The sequence below is a fragment of the Arthrobacter sp. RT-1 genome (assembly GCF_003367205.1).
Lineage (GTDB): Bacteria > Actinomycetota > Actinomycetes > Actinomycetales > Micrococcaceae > Arthrobacter.
The window spans coordinates 1-18,090 of the sequence record NZ_QRGQ01000025.1; the positions used below are offsets into that span (position 1 = coordinate 1).

The window sequence follows — 18,090 nt, forward strand, 5'->3', positions numbered from 1 at the left end:
AAAATTTGAAACCAGCTGTCAAAACCAGACCCACCACAGGGGCGGCAGGCCCGGCAAATTCAACCAATTCATAAAAACAAATCGGTATCAACAAACTTGGCACACTATTGAGTTCTCAAACAACAGACACACCCGGCACCACCACAACCAAAACCTCAGTCGCGGCTCGCTCCGGAGCAACTTCCCAAACTTACCCGATCTTCCACCCCGACGCAAATCCATGTTCCAGGATCCACGCCGGCAGGAAAACCATCCCCACCGCTTTCCAGCGCCCTAAAGAGCTACCAGATTTTGGTTTAGATTTTGGGGGTTTGGCCGCCCGCGGTGATCAGCTCTTCGCTGTCTCCCTCGCGGCGACTTAGAAAACAATACACGCACTCCGGCCCCACCGCAAACCCCCCTTTCAAAGGGCGAAAATCCGCGTGGTTCCGCGGCAGAACGGGCCGCGGAGGCACCTGGACGAGCACCCGCCGTCGTAATTGGTTCGTGTGTGCTGCAGCACAGGTGGTACACAGGTCCAATCACCGGGAGCCATGCGGAGTTAAAGCAAAGAAGGGCCGGCAACCATGATGGTTGCCGGCCCTTCTCAAACAGCTGGAGTCAGCTGCGCGGGATTACCAGGAAGACTTGGTGATGCCCGGAAGTTCGCCCTTGTGGGCCATGTCGCGGAAGCGGACACGGGAGATGCCGAACTTCTGGAAGGTACCGCGGGGACGGCCGTCGATGATGTCGCGGTTACGCAGACGGATCGGGGACGCGTTGCGGGGCAGCTTCTGCAGGCCCAGGCGGGCTGCTTCGCGTGCTTCATCGGTTGCGTTTTCGTCAACCAGGGTCTTCTTCAGCTCGAGGCGCTTTGCGGCGTAACGCTCAACGATGACCTTGCGCTGCTCGTTGCGAGCAATCTTGGACTTCTTAGCCATGTTTAGCGCTCCTCTCGGAATTCGACGTGCTGGCGGATCTTGGGGTCGTACTTCTTCAGAACCATACGGTCCGGGTCGTTACGACGGTTCTTGCGGGTTACGTAGGTGTAACCCGTGCCCGCGGTCGACTTGAGCTTGATGATCGGACGTACGTCCTTGTCCTTAGCCACTAGAGCTTCACCCCACGAGCCAGGATAGAGGCGACGACTGCGTCGATGCCGCGTACGTCGATGGTCTTGATGCCACGTGCAGAGACCTGCAGCGTGACGTTACGGCGCAGGGACGGAACCCAGTAGCGCTTCTTCTGAATGTTCGGATCGAACCGACGCTTGTTGCGGCGGTGCGAGTGCGAAATGCTGTGCCCAAAGCCCGGCTCGGCCCCGGTCACTTGGCAGTGTGCTGCCATGACTTCTCCTCAAGAATTGAAAGTAATGATCCGCATATCTGCTGCTGGACCATGCTGCTAAGGGCGACCCAAAAATAAAGAAGGGCGAACGGTTAGTCACGCAACTTGAGCCCCTAACTACCGGCCACCCTGGAGAAATTACCGGGCAACCGGAGCAATTGCGCACGCTCCGCGCACTTAGCGCCTACCAAGTCTACGAGTTCGCGCAATTAAAGACCAATCCGGGACGAATGGGTGTATAAGCACGGCACCGGAAACAGCCGAGTCAGCGGCTTCCGCTGACCGGGTCCGGCTCGAGGCGTGTGAGCTGCGGGTACTTGGCCGACAGGTTGTCGCCGGAGGACTTGCCGGTAACGCGGCGGACAACCCAGGGACCGGCGTACTCCCGGAACCACTGGGCGTTGGCGCGCAAGGCCTCGGCACCACGCAGTTCCGGCACCGGAGTCATGGGCGGGATGTCGATGGAGTGGTCATACTTCAGCACCTCCATGACGCGCTTGGCCATGTTCGCGTGCCCTGCTGCGGACATGTGCATCCGGTCCCGCGCCCACATGCCCCAGTCGTAGTACTCGCTGAAGCGCCAGTAATCCACGAGCAGGGCGCCGTGGTCCCCGGCAATGCCGCGGACCAGTTCGTTGTAGATCGCGGTGCGGCCGCGCATGGTGCCGAACACTTTGGAGCCCCTGGCGTCGAATCCGGTGAACATCACCACGGTTGCGCCCGTGGCAGCCAACTTGCGGATGCCGTCGTCGTACTCCGCAAGGAGGTCATCGATGTCGATCCGCGGGCGGAGAATGTCGTTGGCACCTGCGTAGATGCTCACCAAGGTGGGTTTAAGGTCGACGGCGGCGTCCACCTGCTCAGCGAGGATCTGCCGTAGCTTTCTGCCGCGGATGGCGAGGTTGGCGTAGCCGAAGCCGGGGTCGGCCTCGCCAAGCTGCTCGGCAACACGGTCGGCCCAGCCACGGACACCGTTGGGGCGGGTGGGGTCGTCGTCGCCCACGCCTTCAGTGAAGGAATCGCCGAGTGCCACGAACCGGGAAGTGAAATCCATCCGGCTAGTTTGCCACCCGTTGCTGGAAGCAACCAACCGGCTGGGCTAGCTTTCCCGCAGGATCCAATGGTCGGAGTCCAGGCGTCCCACCACTTTTTCACCGATCCGCGCCAGATCGAGGACATCCTGCTCTGACAGGGCGTCGAGGAAGAGGTCCCGTACCGCTTCGACGTGGCCGGGCGCCAAGCCAACGATGGTGGCCATGCCCTCCTCCGTAAGGTGGGCGATGGTGACACGGGCATCGTGGGGATGGGGCTGGCGCTCCACCCACCCCCGCTTCTGCAGCTTCGTCACCACATGGGAAAGCCGGGAAAGGGACGCGCTGCTGCGGGCGGCGAGTTCGCTCATGGGCAGGAACCGCTCGTCCGCCTCGGAGAGCATGGCCAGGACCGTGTAGTCGAAGAGCGATAACTTGCCTTCGGCATGAAGCTTGGTGTCGAGGGCAGCCGGCAGCAGGGTGTTGATGCTCACCAGGGCCAGCCAGGCACGTCGTTCGTCGGCGTTCAGCCAGCGCGGTTCGGTCATGTCCCTATTCTACGATTGATCCTTCAACCGACGATGACCGTGCCGGTAGGCTGGGCGGATGTATGTTGTCTCCCTGACTTATCGGGTTCCGCAGGACATCGTCGATTTCCACAATGACGCCCACATCAGCTGGCTCCAGAAGGCTTTTGACGACGGCGTTTTTATCGCTGCCGGCCGGAAGGTCCCCCGCACGGGTGGCCTGCTGCTCTCCCAGGCGGACCGGGCCACGTTGGACGCCTCCCTGAAGCTGGACCCTTTCTATACGAATGGGGTAGCGGACTTCGAGGTAGTGGAGTTCCACGCCGCCCGGGTGGCGCCGGGCTACGAAATCCTCCTGGACAGCTAGCCTTCAGCCACGCGGGCAGGGTTTTCTGCCACCAGTTTCTTCAGCCCGCCCTTCCGGGGCACCTTGACCGGTTTCGGCCAGCGCGCCGTAAGTTCGTCACCCAGGGTGACACCCCGCAGCTTCCGGCCGAAGAGTGGCAGGACCCAGTCATGGATCCAGCGCCGTTGCCGCTGTTCCCACTCCCGCAGGGTGAGCCGCGTTGGCGGTTCCCAGTCCTTGAGTGTGATTTTGTGGGGGACTCCCAATTGGTCCAGCACCTGCCCGGCCAAGTACTTGTGCCCGGCCTTTGACATGTGCAGCCGGTCCGAGTCCCACATCCGCCGGTCATGGAACGCGTCCAGGCACCAATAGTCCACCAGCACGGCACCGTACTTGGCGGCGATGGCCCGCACTTGCTGGTTGTAGAACGCGTTGCGTTTCTTGAGCGGCTCGAGCAGCGCGGAGACCTTCACGTCGAAGCCGGTGAACAGGACCACGGTGGCTCCCGTTCCGGCCAGTTGCGCCACAAGTTGCTCGTAGCTGCCCATGAGGGCGGTCATATCCGTTTTCAGGTCCAGGATGTCGTTGCCGCCGGCATACAACGTGACCAACGTGGGCTTCATCCGCAGCGCAGGTTCCAGCTGCTCGTCGATGATGTGCCGGAGCCGCTTGCTGCGGATCGCCAGGTTCGCGTACTTCCACCCCGACTGCGCCTTGGCCAGCTTCTCGGCCACCCTGTCGGCCCACCCCCGGACCCCGTTGGGCAACCTCTCATCCCGGTCCCCCACACCCTCGGTAAAAGAGTCCCCAAGAGCAACAAAGACCCGCCGCCCGGACTCAGGAAGCAAAGGTTGAGCAGACACCAGCCCAACCTAGCCACCAAAGGAAAAGGAAGAACGACGCCGGGATGAACAGTAAGTGCGAGAGCGTCCGACGAAAACCGGCAGGATCTGATGGAGCGTCCGGGTTTAGGCAGCAGGATCTGATAGAGCGTCAGCCAAAAGCATGCGAAAGGTGATGGAGCGTTTAGCCGGCAGCAGCGAAGGTGACGTTCTTCGCCAGCCGGCGGGGCGGTTTTGCGTAGGAGCGCATCGCCGACCAGAGCTGAGTGAGGCCGCCCGCGGCCGAAGGAAGCGGCGGGAGGTGTCTAAGCGACGGCAAAACTGCGCCGTCGGCGGACTTAGCCGTGACCCAGCAGGAGCAGACCTACCCCTCGGCCTTGCCCTGCCGCCAGTACCCCATGAAGGCCACCTGCTTCCGGTCAATCCCGACGTCCCGGACCAGGTAGCGGCGCATGTCCTTGATGACTGCCGCTTCGCCGGCGATCCAGGCGTAGAAGGGCATGGCACCGGCGGGCATGTCCGGGTTTTTGGTTGCCTGGATCTCTGCGGTTTCCATCCGGGTGGGGGTCTCCCAGAGGATGTCCTCGTCCACGTTGACGTCTTCGGGCTCGGGGCCGGCGCCGCCGTCGACCTCTTTGAGCCCCACCCAGCCGGGCACGGGAACAGCTTTGCGGACAGCGTCCTGGAGCAACTGGCCGTGCGGGCGGGACCGGCCTATCGAGGCGCCGCGGGCCAGCCAGGTGATCTCGACGTTGGCAGGTGAGCTGAGCTCCAGGAAATCGCCGGCCTCCGGAACTTCGAGGAACGCGTGCCCGGTCATGTACTCCGGCAGGCTTTCCAGGATGGCGGAGATGGCCGGAATGGCTGTTTCGTCGCCCGCGAGGAGGACACGCTGGGCGAGGCCCGGCCGCCACTCGATGCCGGAGTAGATTTCGGCAGTGACGCAGTGGGCGGCACGGTTGTTGGGGCCGATGATGGTGATGGCGTCGCCGGGCTTGGCGTTGAGGGCCCAGTTGGCCGCGGGGCCGCCGTTGCCGTGGTCATCGAAGTGCATTACAAAGTCGACGTCGATTTCGGGGTAGACGGCGTCCAGCCGGGCCTGACGGACAGTGTAGGTTCGCATTGACCCGCGCACGGCCGGGTCCATCTCCAGCCATTCGCGGTACCAGCCGGCCTGGCTCATCTCGAAGGCCGGAAGCGGCAGCGCGGTGCCGTCAGCGGCGAGCGACGGGATCATGAGCTTGACCCGCAGGTCAAGGGTTTCCCCGTGGACGCCGAAATCACGGAGCGAGTAGCCGCCGAACGTGATCCGGCGGAAGTTGGGGCTGAGTTCCTGGACGGAGGATACGGTGACCTCGAACGCGAGGGTCATCGGCTCGGTGGAGGCAACTTCTCGGGTCTTCATGAAACAAGCTCCAGTTCAGTGGCGGGGACGTGGTGGCGGCCGATGGGAATGATCAGGGGGGTTCCGGATACAGGATCCGGAATGACACGGGATTCAAGGTTGAAGACGTTGCGCACCAGGTCTTCGGTGACCACGTCGAGGGGGTTGCCCACGGCCACTACGGCGCCGCCTTTCATGGCGATGACGTTGTCCGCGTACCGGGCGGCAAGGTTAAGGTCGTGCAGGACGATGGCCACGGTGGTGCCGCGCTTACGGTTCAGGTCCGTGACGAGGTCCAGGACTTCCACCTGGTGCGCGAGGTCCAGGTAGGTGGTGGGTTCGTCGAGGAGCAGGACGTCGGTTTCCTGGGCGAGGGCCATCGCGATCCAGACCCGCTGCCGCTGGCCGCCGGAGAGTTCGTCCACGTCGCGCCCGGCGAGGGCCAGCGTCTCGGTGGCTTCCAGCGCGCGCTGCACGGCGGCGTCGTCCTTGTCGCTCCAGCTGCGGAAGAAGCCCTGGTGCGGGTAGCGTCCGCGGCCCACCAGGTCGCGGACGGTGATGCCGTCGGGGGCGGTGGGGTGCTGCGGCAGGAGGCCCAGCGTGCGTGCCAGTTCCCGCGCCGGGCGGGCGTGGATGTCCTTGCCGTCCAGCGTCACGGTGCCGGCCGCGGGCTTGAGGAGCCGGGAAAGGCCCCGGAGCAGGGTGGATTTGCCGCACGCGTTGGCGCCCACGATCATGGTCACCTTGCCTTCGGGGATCTCGGCGCTGAGGCCGTCCACCACGCAGCGCTGGTCGTATTTCAGCGTCAGGTCCTTGGCGTTGAGAACAGCCACGTCAGGCATCCTTTCGGTTGGCCGTGACCAGGAGCCACAGCAGGAACGGGGCACCAAGCGCACCGGTGATGACGCCCACCGGCAGGACCGTGCCGTCCAGCAGCAGTGGGGCAAGGTTGGCGGCGAAGTAGTCTGCCGCGAGGACAATCAGGGCGCCTACCAGGGCCGACGCCGGGAGGCTGGCTTTGCCGGTGAAGCGGCGGGCGATGGGCCCGGCCAGGAAGGCGACGAACGAGACCGGGCCTGCCGCCGCCGTCGCCACTGCCGCAAGCGTCACGGCGATGATCACCAGCGAAAGGCGGGCCGCGTTGACCCGAATGCCGAGGCCGGCAGCGGCGTCGTCGCCCAGCTCCAGGATCCGCAGCGGGCCAGCAATGACGGCCACGGCCGGGACCAGGACCACGAGGGCGAGGAACAGGACGCCGGCGCGGTCCCAGTTGGCGGAGTTCAGGGATCCGTTGAGCCAGACGAGGGCGTCGGCGGCGGTGCGGATGTCTGCGCGGGTCATCAGGAAGTTGACCACCGCGTGCAGGGCCGCGGCGATGCCGACGCCGGCCAGGACCAGGCGGTTGCCGGCCGCGTTCCCGCGGCTGGTCCCCCGGATCGCGCCGCCTGTCGAGATGGCGTAGATGAGGGCGGCCACGGCAAGGGCGCCGGCAAGGGCTGCCCCCGAGACGACGGCGCCGGACGCACCGAAGATGACGATGGCGAGGACGGCGGCGGCACTGGCGCCGTAGCTGATGCCGATGACGTCGGGGCTGGCCAGCGGGTTGCGGAGCATGGTCTGGAACAGCGCGCCGGCCAAGCCGAAGGCGACGCCGATCATGGTGCCGATGACCGCCCGCGGCAGCTTGTTTTCCATCACGATGAAGCTGGCGCCCGGGATCTTGTCGCCGCCGGTGAGGTGGCCGATCACGATCTTGAAGAAGTCCGGGATGGTCACGGTGTAGCTGCCCAGCAGGACGGACACGGCGAACAGGACGACGACGGCGGCGGCCAGCATCGCGGTCCGGTTCAGTACCCGAGATGGCAGATAACGGGGGTGTTTCCCTCGCGGACTGCCGTCAAGTGCCATTTCGCGGGGAGTCTGGGTGATGCTCACAGTCCGGCCCCCTTGCCGCGGCGGATCAGCCAGACGAACACGGGCGCTCCGACGAGGGCGGTCATGATGCCGGCGGGAACTTCACCGGGGAGGAGCACCACGCGGCCGATGATGTCCGCACCCAGGAGCAGCACGGGAGCCGCCACCAGGGAGAACGGCAGGATCCACCGGTAGTCGGGGCCAGTGAGGAAGCGCACGGCGTGCGGAATAACAAGACCCACGAACCCGATGGGACCGGCCAGCGCGGTGGCTGTCCCGCACAGCAGCACGATTCCCAGGGCGGTCACGGCCCGGACCAGGCCAACCCGCTGGCCGAGGCCGCGGGCGATGTCGTCGCCGAGCGCCAGGCTGTTGAGGATACGGCCGGTCAGGAGCACGATGACGGCGCCGACGGCCAGGAAGGGAACCCCGGGCAGGACCACGGACCAGTCCCGGCCGGCCACGCCGCCCACCTGCCAGAAGCGGAAACGGTCAAGGGTGTCCTGGCTGGAGACCAGGATGACGTTCATCAGGGAGTACAGGCCTGCGCTCAGCGCGGCGCCGGCGAGGGCCAGCTTCACGGGGGTGGCGCCTTCCCTGCCGAGGGAGGCGATGAGGTAGACCACGACGGCGGCGATTGCCGCCCCGATGAAGGCGAACCAGATGTAGCCGGAGAGAGTGGCCACACCAAAAACGTAAATGCCGGTGACGACGGCCAGCGCGGCGCCCGCGTTGACGCCCATGATGCCGGGATCGGCGAGCGGATTGCGGGCCACACCCTGCATGGCAGCACCGGCAAGGCCCAGGGCTCCGCCGGCCAGCAGGCCAAGGACGGTGCGCGGGATGCGGGCGTGGACCACCGCATGGTCGCCGTTGGCGGGATCGAACTGCGTGAGCGCATCCCAGACGGTGCCGAGGGGAAGACCGCGGGCGCCGACGGCCAGCGAGGCCGCGGCCAGGAGCGCAAGTACAACGACGGCGGCCAGCAGCCAGGCAGCCCGCTTTCCCCCGGAAGCGGGGTGGCGGAATCCTTTCGCCGGCACCGGAGTGCCCGCGTCCCCCTCCCGGGAGGCCGCCGTCGTTGTACTGTGCGTCATGGAACGGCGCTTACTTCACTGCGTCCGCTGCGGTGGCCAGCTGCGGCAGGAAGGTGTCCAGTGCCCAGGGCAGGCTCAGTGGGGAGGATGCGGAGATCGCCAGGACCAGGCTCTTGTTCGCGTCTGCGACGAAGGCCCCGTTCTTGACGGCCGGAATCTGGCCGAACAGGGGATCATTCTTGATGGCGTCCGCCTCGCTGGCGTCCTCTACGGAGCTGAGGAAGATGTCCGACTCCAGCTCGTTGACCTTCTCGGCAGACCATGGCACGAAGAATTCCTTGGAGCCTTCGGAGGCCTGCTCGGCGACCGGGGCGAGCTTCATCCCGATGGCGGAAAGGAATTTGGGCCGGTTGTCATTGGCCGTGTAAATACCCGTCTGGGTGGGGTCTGAGGGAAGGGCGTAGCCGTAGATGAAGGTCTTGCCGGCGATCTGCGGGTACTTCGCAGCTTCCTCCTTGATGGTGGCCTCGGTGTCGGAGATGAGTTTGGTGGCTTCGGCATCCTTGCCGAGGGCCTTGCCGATGATGGACGTGGAGTCCTGCCAGGAAGTGCCGTATGCAAGTTCAGGGTGGGCCACCACGGGGGCGATCTCGCTGAGCTTCTTGTAGTCCTCTTCGGTCAGTCCTGAGTAGGCGGCCAGGATGACGTCCGGGGTGAGCTTGGCGATCTCGGTGAAGTTGATGCCGTCAGCCTCTGAGTACTGGGCCGGAGCCTTGTCGGAACCGAAGCCGGCGCCGAGCTCCTCAAGGGCTGCGTCCTTCCAGGGGGTGGAGCCCTGGTCGTTGCCGCCCCACTCGTTCTTGGGAACACCGACAGGCACTACACCCAGGGCAATGGCGACGTCGTCATTGACCCAGGAAACGGTGGCTACCCGGGTGGGCTGCTTTTCGATGGTGGTTTTGCCAAAGACGTGCTCGATGGTGACCGGGAACTGCGCGCTGCTGGAGCTTGAAGCGCTGGCGTCCGTGGTGGAGGACGCTGGGCCGGTGGCGCATGCCGAGAGGGAGAGCGCCGCTGCGGCCAGAACGGCCGTCGCCTTGCCGGCTGATGAGAACAGCGTGCGGCGGGTGGCACTGAGGCCGGTGAAGAGGGGGGAAGTCACGGAACTCCTTAGGTGAATGAAGCGAACCTAAGTAAGGCTAGCCTAGCCTCCGCTGCATTACGCAAGGTTTTCGTAACTTATTCCCCAAGGTGACGAAGGACACAGGGCCGGGTGCGTGTCGCTGCCTTGGACAGGTGATGCCCCTTTTGGCAGGATGACAGTGCTGGTTCCATACACGGACCAACCAGCTGGCAGAAAAGATGGGAACCAGAGAGATGTGCACGCGCCCGGCCTTCAGCGCCGCCGTTGCCATGGAAAGCGGGGCGCCCGTTGCGGCCTGCTCCGCGGGGAATGACTGACTCCTCGTTTCCTCACCCTTTTTCGGGTCCCATCTCTTACGAAAGTTCAGGCATGCAATCAGTCACGCCCCAACAAATCCGATCTTCGTTCATCAATGCCAGCCGTTCAGAAGCCGCCAAGCTCAGCCTGCCCAAGGATTTCGACTCCCTTGATTGGGATAACCTCGACTTCCTGGGCTGGCGCGACGAGAAGATGCCCCTGCGCGGCTACCTTGTAGTCCCCGGCCCTGAAGGCTTAACCGGCATCATGCTGCGCGCCCCCGAGGGCGGCGCCCGGAAAAACCGCTCCGTGCTCTGCGAACTCTGCCGGGACGTCTTCTCCAAGGAGGACGTGCTGCTGTGGGTGGCCAGGCGCGCCGGCCAGTCGGGCCGCGACGGAAACACAGTGGGCACCCTCATCTGCGCCGACTTCCTGTGCTGCGGCAACGTCCGCAAGGAACCGCCGGCCAACGAAATCAACCCGGACCCGGCCGCCGTCGTCCTCCGCCAAATCGAAGGCCTCAAGGACCGGACCGCCCAGTTCCTGCGCCGCGTCCAGGCCAAGTAACGTACCCGGCCGGCCGGATACAAGGAAGCCCGCCCCCACGGATGCGGGGGCGGGCTTCCTTAACGGCGGGTCAGCGGTAGGAAAAGCTCATCAGAATCGCCGTCAGCGCCTGGCCTTCAGACCCGGTGAACCAGGCCTTGGCCGCCTCGTCACTGGCAAATGGCCCTCCCGTGAATACGACGTTTGCAGCCAGCACTCGGTTGCCACCGACGATGACAACGTCAGCGCCTTCCGTGCCATCCGGCGAGACGGCTGCCCTGTGCGTTAGCGACAGCCGGTAATGGGGGGCGCCGTCGATACGGTCGACATAGAAGGAGGCGTGGGCGGTCTCAGGACCTGAATGCCCCTGCAATCCCGGTACCGGCTCTGAGAAGAACGCTGTCCTGGTGTGGGGACCGGCAACACCACCCCCCACTTCGCTGTAGAAGATCCCGATCTGCTCGTTCCCACTGGCGTCATACACAGTCGCGTTTTCAACAGAGGGTGACGCCCCACCCTGGCTGTGCTCCACCCGCCAGCCGGCCGGATGGGTAAACGACAGCCGGCCGTCGGGAAAGGTAAAGGTGACGGGCTCGGCGGGAGCGGGTGCCGGATCGGACGACGACGGCGGGGCGGCCGACGGGAGCGGCTCCGCCGGTGCAGTGGTTGGCGGCGGCGCGCCGGTCGTCGTCGGCTTTTCCGGAGGGATGGCTGGCGGAGCGCTGGCGGAGGGCGGCTGGGTGGCCGGGGCCGTTGCCGCGTCCCGGTTGTCGACTGACGCGTTGACCATGCAGCCATTCAAGAAGAGTGCGGCCGATGCCGTAACCGAGAGGGAAAAAATCACACGCCGTGGCGAACGCATGGGAGTGCCTTTCGAGATAGTGATGTGGTGCGCCACGGGGTGGCACACCACATCAACGGGGGTCAGCGGTAGGAGAAGCTCATCAGCACCGACTTCAGGGCCCGGCCCTCATCACTCCAGTACCAGGTTTGCGCTGCGTCATCACCTTCAAACCGCGGTTCAGTAAACAGCACGTCCGCAGTCAAAATACGGTCGCCGATCCTTACAAGACCGTATTGCACCTGCCCGTCCGGCGAGACTGGCGATCCCGGTGTCAGGCCCATCCGGTAATGAGTAACGCCATCAGCTCGATCAATGAAGAACGAAGAACTGGGCGTGGGAACAGAAGCTCCGATCAGTCCAGGTACCGGATCAGTCTCAATGATGTTCCTGGAGACATTGCCGGCCGCAGCATCGCCAACCTGGCTGTAGTAGATGTTGATCTGCTCCTTGCCGCCGGCATCCAGGACGGTCGCCGTCTCCACTGCGGGGGAGGCCGAAACCTGTTCATGCTCCACGCTCCAGCCCTCCGGGTGGGCGAAGGACAGGCGGCCGTCTGCGAAGGTGAAGGTCACCGGCCCTTTGGGAACGGGTGACGAGGTAGCAGCGGGAACGATGGTTGGAGCCGGACTCTGCGTAGCCGTCTGCGTAGCCGGCTGGGTGGCAGGGGCCGTGGAGGGAGCCCCGCTCCCGGCAGGGGTGCCTGTCGCGCAGCCTGCGAGGGAAAGAGCGGCAGCAGCGGTGGCTGCGAGGAAGAAGTTTGCGCGGTGGGCTGGGCGCATCAGAGTGCCTTTCAAGAGAGCGCCTTTGGTCTCTTTGGGGTTGGTGCGGGACCCAGCGTTCCGCAGCGCCCAGGGGGATCATTCAGGCGGGGTGATGTGATGGACCAAGAGTGGCACAGCAAAATCACCGCACACCAGAGCATTCACAATAAATCCATCAATTTGTTATATACAGCAACGCGAAGCCACATCCGGCCCGATCTTGGCGTTTGAGCGGGCAGGGAGTGACCCCGCGTTGCTTTCAGATGGCCTGTCAGCGCAGCACGATGTCCACCGGATTAGCCTCCGACCGCCACGCTCCCTCTTCGCCCGGGCGCGGTCGGATCACGGGAGCGGTGAGGACGCCGGACCGGTTGGTGCGCCTGTCCCGGAGGATCTCGGTCACGGAGCCGAGGTGCCGGGACAGGTCGATCACGTTCTCCGGAGCGGCGAGCAGCAGCTGGAAGCCGAATTCGTGCAACGCCTTGATACCGGCGCCCGCGAACTCTTCAGAGGCCAGCACAAACGCCTCATCCATCATCACGGTGCCGTACGTGGTGAAGCCCTGTTCGGCAATGCCCAGCTGGTAGCTCAGTGCCGCCGCCATGATGAACGCCGTGAAGCGCTGCCGCTCACCGCCGGACATTGACCCGGTATCGGCATGCATAAAGACCTCGGTCTTCTTGCCGCCACGCGGCCCCGTCACCTCGCGGTGCTCCTTGCACTGGATGAACAGGTGCCCGCGGACGTCCAGCACCTCGGCCCGCCAGCGACGGTCCTCCGGGGCCTGCGAGCCCAACCGCTTAACCAAGGTTTCCAGCGACTTGTAGCGTGCGGTGAGCTCGGCGTCGTCGTCCCGCTCCGGGGCCGCGTTGTCCCTGCCGGCCTCGGTCCTGGCTGGCCTGGAGTGCCTGGCCTTGAGAGCGTTCTGGATCGCGTCCTTGAACTGCTTGGCAGTAGGCGGCAGGGTCTGCTTGATGTCCAGCTCCAGAAAACTGCCCTCGTGGAAGTTCACCTGGGAGAGGATGCCGTTCAGCGGGAGGATGCGGCTGGTGATGGAGCGCCGTTCCTCATCGAGCAGGTGCAGCAGGGTGCTGAAGGACTCGTGGGTGCGCTGGTTGAAGAACTGCCGGAACTCGGACTCCTGGGCGGGCAGGCCGTCGCTGACGATCGCATGGTAGCGGCTCTCGAAGTCGCTGGCAGCACCGATGGTGGTTCCATGGTCTGCGGAAATGGCGCTGCCCCATTCCCGCACGAAACCCTCGAAAATGCGGGTAAGCCGTTCCGCTGTGGCCTGCCCGCGGGACTCCGCCGCGTGCAGGTCGCCCAGGAGGGCAGTCCGCACCCGGTTGGCCACGTTGTCCAGCTCGTGCATTTCCGCCACGTCGCCGAACTCGGCGAAGTAGGGGTCCAGAGCCGTGACCGTGGCGTCCGACGGCGGCGCCTGGGCCAGGCGTTCCCGGGCCCCTTCCAGCAGCGAATCGGCGGTGGTGAGCTGCCTGTCCAGCGCCTTGTACTCGCTTTGCAGGACCGCGGCCGCCTCGGTGCTGGACTGGTGCTTCTGCCGCACCTCCTCGATGGTGGCACGCAGGGGCTCCAGGTCCGCCTGCGCAGCCAATGCGTCCTTTAGCCGCTGCTCGATCCTGGCCAGTTCGTCCGCTGCAACCGCCGCGGACACCTGCTCCCAAGGCCGGTGGTCCTCGGCGATCCGCCGCAGGGCGTCAAGCTGCCGGCTCATGCCCTGATGCGAATCCTCGCGGCTTTGGGCCAACTCGGCTGCCTTGGCAACTTCCTGCCGTAGGTCCTCCACCTGGCCGGCCACGAGTTCCAGCTTGGCGGCGTTGTCGAACCCCAGAACGTAGTCCTGGCGGCTGGTGAAGCGGTCATCCTTCTCCACCGTGTGGCGGTTGCGCTTGACCACGCCGCCCAGGCTCAGGCCCTTGTCCAGCGCGGCCAGTTCGTCCGGATCCTCCACGCACGGGAAGGCGAAGTCGAGGGCGATCCGCTCGCGGATCCATGCACCCGGCTCAGCAGCCGTGCCTGTGGCGAGGATGTCCAGCTTGGTCAGCAGGTCGCCGTCGCGCACGTCCTCCACGGCAAGCGCGCCGCCGGCCAGGGGCTTGGACACGTCCACCGCCCGCAGCGCACCGCGGACGTTGTGGCCGTTCAGGTACCGGGTTACGGCTCCAAAATGCTCGCCGGGAACCAGGAGGGTGGTGGCAAGGCTGCGGAGGGCGCGTTCGGCGGCGGGCCGCCAGCGCTCCTCGCCCTCGGCCAAGTCCATCAGCTCACCCGCGAACGGCATCCGGTCCTCCGGGATGCCGGTGGCGGCAGCAATTGCGGCACGGTTTTCAATGCTCGACGGCGGCAGCAGGGACTTGCGCGTCCTCAGGGACACGAGCTCCTGCTCAGCCGCTGCCAGCTCGCGCTTCTTCGTCGCGTGGGCGTCAAAGGCCTCGAACCGCAGCTCCTGCAGCGCCTGCGAATCGTCCTTCAGTTCGGCGGAACGGGCCGCCGCCTGCTCGTGCGCCTGCTCCCAGCCCTCCGCCGTCCACTCAAGCTGCAACCCGGCGTCGGCCAGGGCCTGCTGCGCCGCCTCCTCCACCTGCCGGCGGAGCTTCAGCCCCACCCGCGCGTTCTCCAGCGACTGCTCGATGGCTGAAATCGCGTTGCCGCCCTGGCTGTTGTAGTCGGTCTCCAGCTCGCGCAGTTCCTTGGCCAGCCCGTCGCGGATGGAACGCTCGGCGCCGAGCTCTTTGGCCTTCGCCTGGGCCAACTCCTTGAACCGGGCCAGCGTTTTCTGGTGGACCGTGACCGCCAGGCGCTGCCTGTAGGCCTCAAATTCGCCGCCCGCCAGCTCGCGGAGCCGGTTGGCGTCCAGGAGCGACTGCGCGTACTCCCGGTTCAGGCCCGGGACGGGAGCAAGCTGGTCCCGCTGCTGCCGGACATCCTCCAGCCGCTGCCGAATGGACATCAGGTTGCTGAATTCCTCCACCACGTCATCCGCGGCGGCGAGGGTGGCCGGGGCGTCCAGGACCTGGTCCCGGAAGAAGGTGTTGACGCTGCCGCCCAGGCCCTTGCCCGCCTGTATCACCCGCAGGAGCGGAAGCGCCTGGTCCGAGTTGATTCCCAGCAGGCGGCGGAACCGCTCGGCGAAGGCCTTGTGGACGTCGAAAACCTGGGCGTGCGGGAACACCGTTTCCAGGGCAGCCTTCGTGAACCTCTTGTCCGCGATGCCCTCGACCGCTTCCAGGTCCAGGGGCACGGTGTCGATCAGGTAGAACCGGCCAACGCTCGACTCCGTACCGTTTTTCGGCAGGTCGAACAGGGCCGAAACCGTCACCTTGGTGCCGGCGGCGTTGTCGAACGTCAGGGCGACGGCGGACCAGGTGGCACCCGGCCGCTGGAAGGCACTCGCCGACCCCTCGCCCACGGCCTTATCGCCCACCTTGCCGCGCATGTACGTGAACGTGGTCCGCTTGTCCTCCACAGCCCCGCCCGACCGCTGTGCAGCAGCCTCGTTGGACCGCGGGCGTGCATCGAAAACCCGCAGCATCGCGTCGAACAACGTGGACTTACCAACGCCCGAATTACCCGTCAGCAGCGTTCCGTTCCGGTCCACGTGCATTGTGTGCGCCCCGTGGAACGTTCCCCAGTTGACCACCTGCACCAACGCAAGCCGCATCTGGCCGGGGTTCGTAACTTCTCCGATCGGGAGCATGCTCGCGATACTCACTTGGCACCCTCCTCTTCGGTGGTCATGGCTGGGTACGACGACGGTGCTGCGCCTTGTGGTAGCTCACCGTCCGCAGCAGCGTCGTCGTCCACTTCCTGCGGGTCGCTGTCGAGGTCCAGGAGGGGTTCTGTTCCTGACTGGTCGGTGGAGGCTGCAACCAGGGCCTCAATGTGGGCCGGGATGTCGCCGATGTTCTCGAAGGGCAGGGCCAGGGGCAGGGCGTTGGAAATGGTGTAGACGTCATCCAGGCCCGTGGGCAGGAGGAGTTGGCGGGCCAGGAGCTTGGTGATGGCCCGGGTGACCACGTCCGAGTCGCGGAGGGCGTCCTGTTGGCCGGCGGGCTGGTAATGGGTGACCAGGTCCGCGATTTCCTCGCGGGTGATGGTGGGGTCGGTCTGGGCGGTGACGTGCCGGTCCAGGAGCAGGCGCAGCCGGAGGAGCACGATGGTCTCCACGCGGCTCAGTGCGCGCTGCTGCCTGAGGATGCTGGAGCGGGTGCTGCCGCCGATGGCGTCGGGGTCCACGGGGCGCAGGACGGCGATCTTCCGTTCGTGGTCCAGCTGCATGGCAAGGAAGAGCTCGGACAGGCGGCTGCGCAGGATCACCTGGTTGTCCAGCAGCACAGTCCACAGCTTCTCGTCGCGGCCGCCGTCAATGTACGGACCTTTGAGCAGCTTCACCAGCGCCTGCCGGACCTTCATGGACAGCACCCCGGTGTCCCCCGGGAAGAGGGCAGCGCCGTCGATGAAGGTGTCGCGGGGCGTGACTCCTCCGGTGGTTGCGGGAGTCCAGGCGTCCTGGGTTTCGACAGGCTCAACCACCGGAATGTCAGGCTCCACCGCCGGCTCGGCTGCCGCGGTCTCATCCGCCGTCGTCATTTCTTCAGTCATCAGAATCCTTTGCGAGCGTGACCATGGGCAGGTAGGCCCTGCGTGTGGTGCCGTCTATCTGTTCGAAGTCCAGGCCGTCCCAGGCGCCGCGGTTGAAGTCCGCCCCGGCGTGCAGGGCCTGCGAGAGGAGGGCGCGGATGGTGTTGATGTGCTGCTCCTCGGGCGGAAGCTGCTGCCACGCGTCCGCAAGCGTGGCGGCTCCGGCCATGGCGGAGCGGATGACCTCGGGTTTGGCCTTGCCGGTCCTCGGCGAGCGCACCCGGTCGGAGTCGGTGAAGGCGATGGGGTCCGCGAGTTTTGGCGGGGCTGCGAACTCGTCGGGGTCGAAGAGCTTCACCATGGACAGGGACTCGAAGCCGGCGTTGTAAAGGACCGGGCCGGGCACCAGGCCCGGCCGGTCGCGCTCGTACGGGAGGGAGCGGATGGCCTGCTCGGCTTCGCGCAGGACCTGGCGGAGCCGGATGGACTGGCGGAAGTCGTCGCTTTGGACGTAGGTGTTGAGGCTTTCGCTGAGTTTGCCGTAGATGCGCTGGATCTGGCTGTGCTGCTGGCGCAGTTCAGCCACCAGGTTCTTCAGGGTTTCACGGTCCTCGGGGCTCAAGTCGTCCGCGAACTGCCGGCTGAGGACCTCCCCGATGGCGGACCGGAACCTCAGTTGCTGCTGCGGGTCCTCCAGGAAGGCCGTGAAGGAGCGGAAGGTCCTGCCTTCTGGGCTTTGCCGGAGCCGCTTGTCCGCCTCCAGCACCTGGGCCATGGTGGCACCCTTGCTGAGCGATTCCTCGATGATCTGGTTGCGGAGTTCTCCCACCAGTTCCTCGATCCGGTCACGCATCTTCTTGTAGTCAGCGGGGAGGCTGGCGGCTAGGTCGAGGATGTTTCCTGCGGCTTCCACCGCTTCGTCGTCGTCCAGCAAGCCGTCGAACTCGCCGCTGGCGATGTCCTGGATCAGCTGCTGGCGCTCTTCGATCTCCTCTTCGAGGGACTCAAGGCGTGCGCTTTGGTCCGGGTTGGTCTCGTTGGCGAGCTTTTCCACGTCCCCCAGCAGTGTGCCCAGCCGCGACCCGTTCAATGTGGAGCGTTCGCTGGAAAGGCTGTCCAGGAAGGCGAGCACGCGGGCGGCGGGTTCGGTGACTTCGTAGACAATCTGGCCGGACTGGTTCCGGCGGGTCAAAAACTGCCGGCGCGTCCATTCGTCACCGAAGGACTTCCCGTTGGCTCCGCCGCCCAGCCCCGGATCCTGCCGCCGCAGTTCCTCAAGGAAGGAGTCGACGTCGGCGTGGAACTCCTCGAGCGGCAGTTGCGGACGGGTGCGGGTAAAGGAAGCCTGCAGCACCGCGATCACCCAGGGGGCCGAACGCGTCAGCGCCCAGGCAGGTCCCTTGGTGAGGAGTTCGAGGTCCCGAAGCCGGGCGCTGATGGCGTCAGCGGATGACCTGGCGGAGCGGGGCACACACTCTCCTTGGGCTGT

The 18,090-nt window shown here is 65.5% G+C and carries 18 protein-coding genes; 2 read left to right on the plus strand and 16 right to left on the minus strand.

The annotated features are described in order from the left end of the window. Positions 1-614: 614 nt before the first annotated feature. From rpsN to DXK94_RS17070, 5 genes are all read right to left on the minus strand, one after another. Positions 615-920 (minus strand): 30S ribosomal protein S14, encoded by a 306-nt coding sequence (gene rpsN, locus DXK94_RS17050; RefSeq protein ID WP_009358853.1) that lies wholly within the window; start codon positions 918-920, stop codon positions 615-617. Between the two features lie 2 nt (positions 921-922). Beyond that, positions 923-1,090: a 50S ribosomal protein L33 gene (gene rpmG, locus DXK94_RS17055; protein WP_013602737.1), complete on the minus strand. Its 168-nt coding sequence runs from the start codon at positions 1,088-1,090 to the stop codon at positions 923-925. Then, positions 1,090-1,326 carry a 50S ribosomal protein L28 gene (rpmB, locus tag DXK94_RS17060; RefSeq protein WP_015938871.1) on the minus strand — a complete coding sequence of 79 codons (237 nt, stop codon included), beginning with the start codon at positions 1,324-1,326 and terminating at the stop codon, positions 1,090-1,092. Before rpmB ends, rpmG begins: the two co-directional genes overlap by 1 nt. Positions 1,327-1,591: 265 nt before the next feature. Next, positions 1,592-2,380: an SGNH/GDSL hydrolase family protein gene (locus DXK94_RS17065; protein ID WP_115525855.1), complete on the minus strand. Its 789-nt coding sequence runs from the start codon at positions 2,378-2,380 to the stop codon at positions 1,592-1,594. 45 nt (positions 2,381-2,425) lie between these two features. Continuing rightward, positions 2,426-2,905: a MarR family winged helix-turn-helix transcriptional regulator gene (locus tag DXK94_RS17070; RefSeq protein WP_079599116.1), complete on the minus strand. Its 480-nt coding sequence runs from the start codon at positions 2,903-2,905 to the stop codon at positions 2,426-2,428. Between the two features lie 58 nt (positions 2,906-2,963). Between DXK94_RS17070 and DXK94_RS17075 the strand changes: the two genes are divergently transcribed. Then, positions 2,964-3,251: a YciI family protein gene (locus tag DXK94_RS17075; protein ID WP_079599115.1), complete on the plus strand. Its 288-nt coding sequence runs from the start codon at positions 2,964-2,966 to the stop codon at positions 3,249-3,251. Here the strand turns inward: DXK94_RS17075 and DXK94_RS17080 are convergent. From DXK94_RS17080 to DXK94_RS17105, 6 genes are all read right to left on the minus strand, one after another. Continuing rightward, positions 3,248-4,093 (minus strand): SGNH/GDSL hydrolase family protein, encoded by an 846-nt coding sequence (locus DXK94_RS17080; protein WP_115525856.1) that lies wholly within the window; start codon positions 4,091-4,093, stop codon positions 3,248-3,250. The genes DXK94_RS17075 and DXK94_RS17080 overlap by 4 nt on opposite strands. A 343-nt stretch (positions 4,094-4,436) precedes the next feature. Then, positions 4,437-5,477, minus strand: a complete 1,041-nt coding sequence (locus DXK94_RS17085; protein ID WP_079599113.1) for a siderophore-interacting protein — start codon at positions 5,475-5,477, stop codon at positions 4,437-4,439. After that, positions 5,474-6,289, minus strand: a complete 816-nt coding sequence (locus tag DXK94_RS17090; protein ID WP_258868587.1) for an ABC transporter ATP-binding protein — start codon at positions 6,287-6,289, stop codon at positions 5,474-5,476. Before DXK94_RS17090 ends, DXK94_RS17085 begins: the two co-directional genes overlap by 4 nt. 1 nt (position 6,290) lies before the next feature. After that, positions 6,291-7,364, minus strand: a complete 1,074-nt coding sequence (locus tag DXK94_RS17095; RefSeq protein WP_115525873.1) for an iron chelate uptake ABC transporter family permease subunit — start codon at positions 7,362-7,364, stop codon at positions 6,291-6,293. A gap of 23 nt (positions 7,365-7,387) precedes the next feature. Then, complete coding sequence (locus tag DXK94_RS17100; protein WP_115525858.1) at positions 7,388-8,467, minus strand: iron ABC transporter permease; 1,080 nt, start codon at positions 8,465-8,467, stop codon at positions 7,388-7,390. 10 nt (positions 8,468-8,477) lie between these two features. Further along, a complete protein-coding gene (locus DXK94_RS17105; protein WP_115525859.1) occupies positions 8,478-9,569 on the minus strand; it encodes an iron-siderophore ABC transporter substrate-binding protein in 1,092 nt (363 codons plus the stop codon). Between the two features lie 351 nt (positions 9,570-9,920). Here DXK94_RS17105 and DXK94_RS17110 point away from each other — a divergent pair, with 351 nt between their 5' ends. Then, positions 9,921-10,415 (plus strand): FBP domain-containing protein, encoded by a 495-nt coding sequence (locus DXK94_RS17110; RefSeq protein WP_115525860.1) that lies wholly within the window; start codon positions 9,921-9,923, stop codon positions 10,413-10,415. A 70-nt stretch (positions 10,416-10,485) separates the two neighbouring features. Here DXK94_RS17110 and DXK94_RS17115 read toward each other — a convergent pair whose 3' ends face one another. From DXK94_RS17115 to DXK94_RS17135, 5 genes are all read right to left on the minus strand, one after another. Further along, complete coding sequence (locus DXK94_RS17115) at positions 10,486-11,256, minus strand: hypothetical protein (protein WP_115525861.1); 771 nt, start codon at positions 11,254-11,256, stop codon at positions 10,486-10,488. Positions 11,257-11,318: 62 nt separating this feature from the next. Beyond that, a complete protein-coding gene (locus tag DXK94_RS17120; protein WP_115525862.1) occupies positions 11,319-12,017 on the minus strand; it encodes a hypothetical protein in 699 nt (232 codons plus the stop codon). Between the two features lie 253 nt (positions 12,018-12,270). Next, on the minus strand, positions 12,271-15,732 hold the full coding sequence (locus tag DXK94_RS17125) for an ATP-binding protein (protein WP_115525863.1): 3,462 nt from the start codon (positions 15,730-15,732) through the stop codon (positions 12,271-12,273). After that, positions 15,729-16,622 (minus strand): DUF4194 domain-containing protein, encoded by an 894-nt coding sequence (locus DXK94_RS17130; RefSeq protein WP_258868589.1) that lies wholly within the window; start codon positions 16,620-16,622, stop codon positions 15,729-15,731. Before DXK94_RS17130 ends, DXK94_RS17125 begins: the two co-directional genes overlap by 4 nt. Next, positions 16,615-18,072: a DUF3375 family protein gene (locus tag DXK94_RS17135; protein WP_115525864.1), complete on the minus strand. Its 1,458-nt coding sequence runs from the start codon at positions 18,070-18,072 to the stop codon at positions 16,615-16,617. Before DXK94_RS17135 ends, DXK94_RS17130 begins: the two co-directional genes overlap by 8 nt. Between the last annotated feature and the right edge of the window lie 18 nt (positions 18,073-18,090).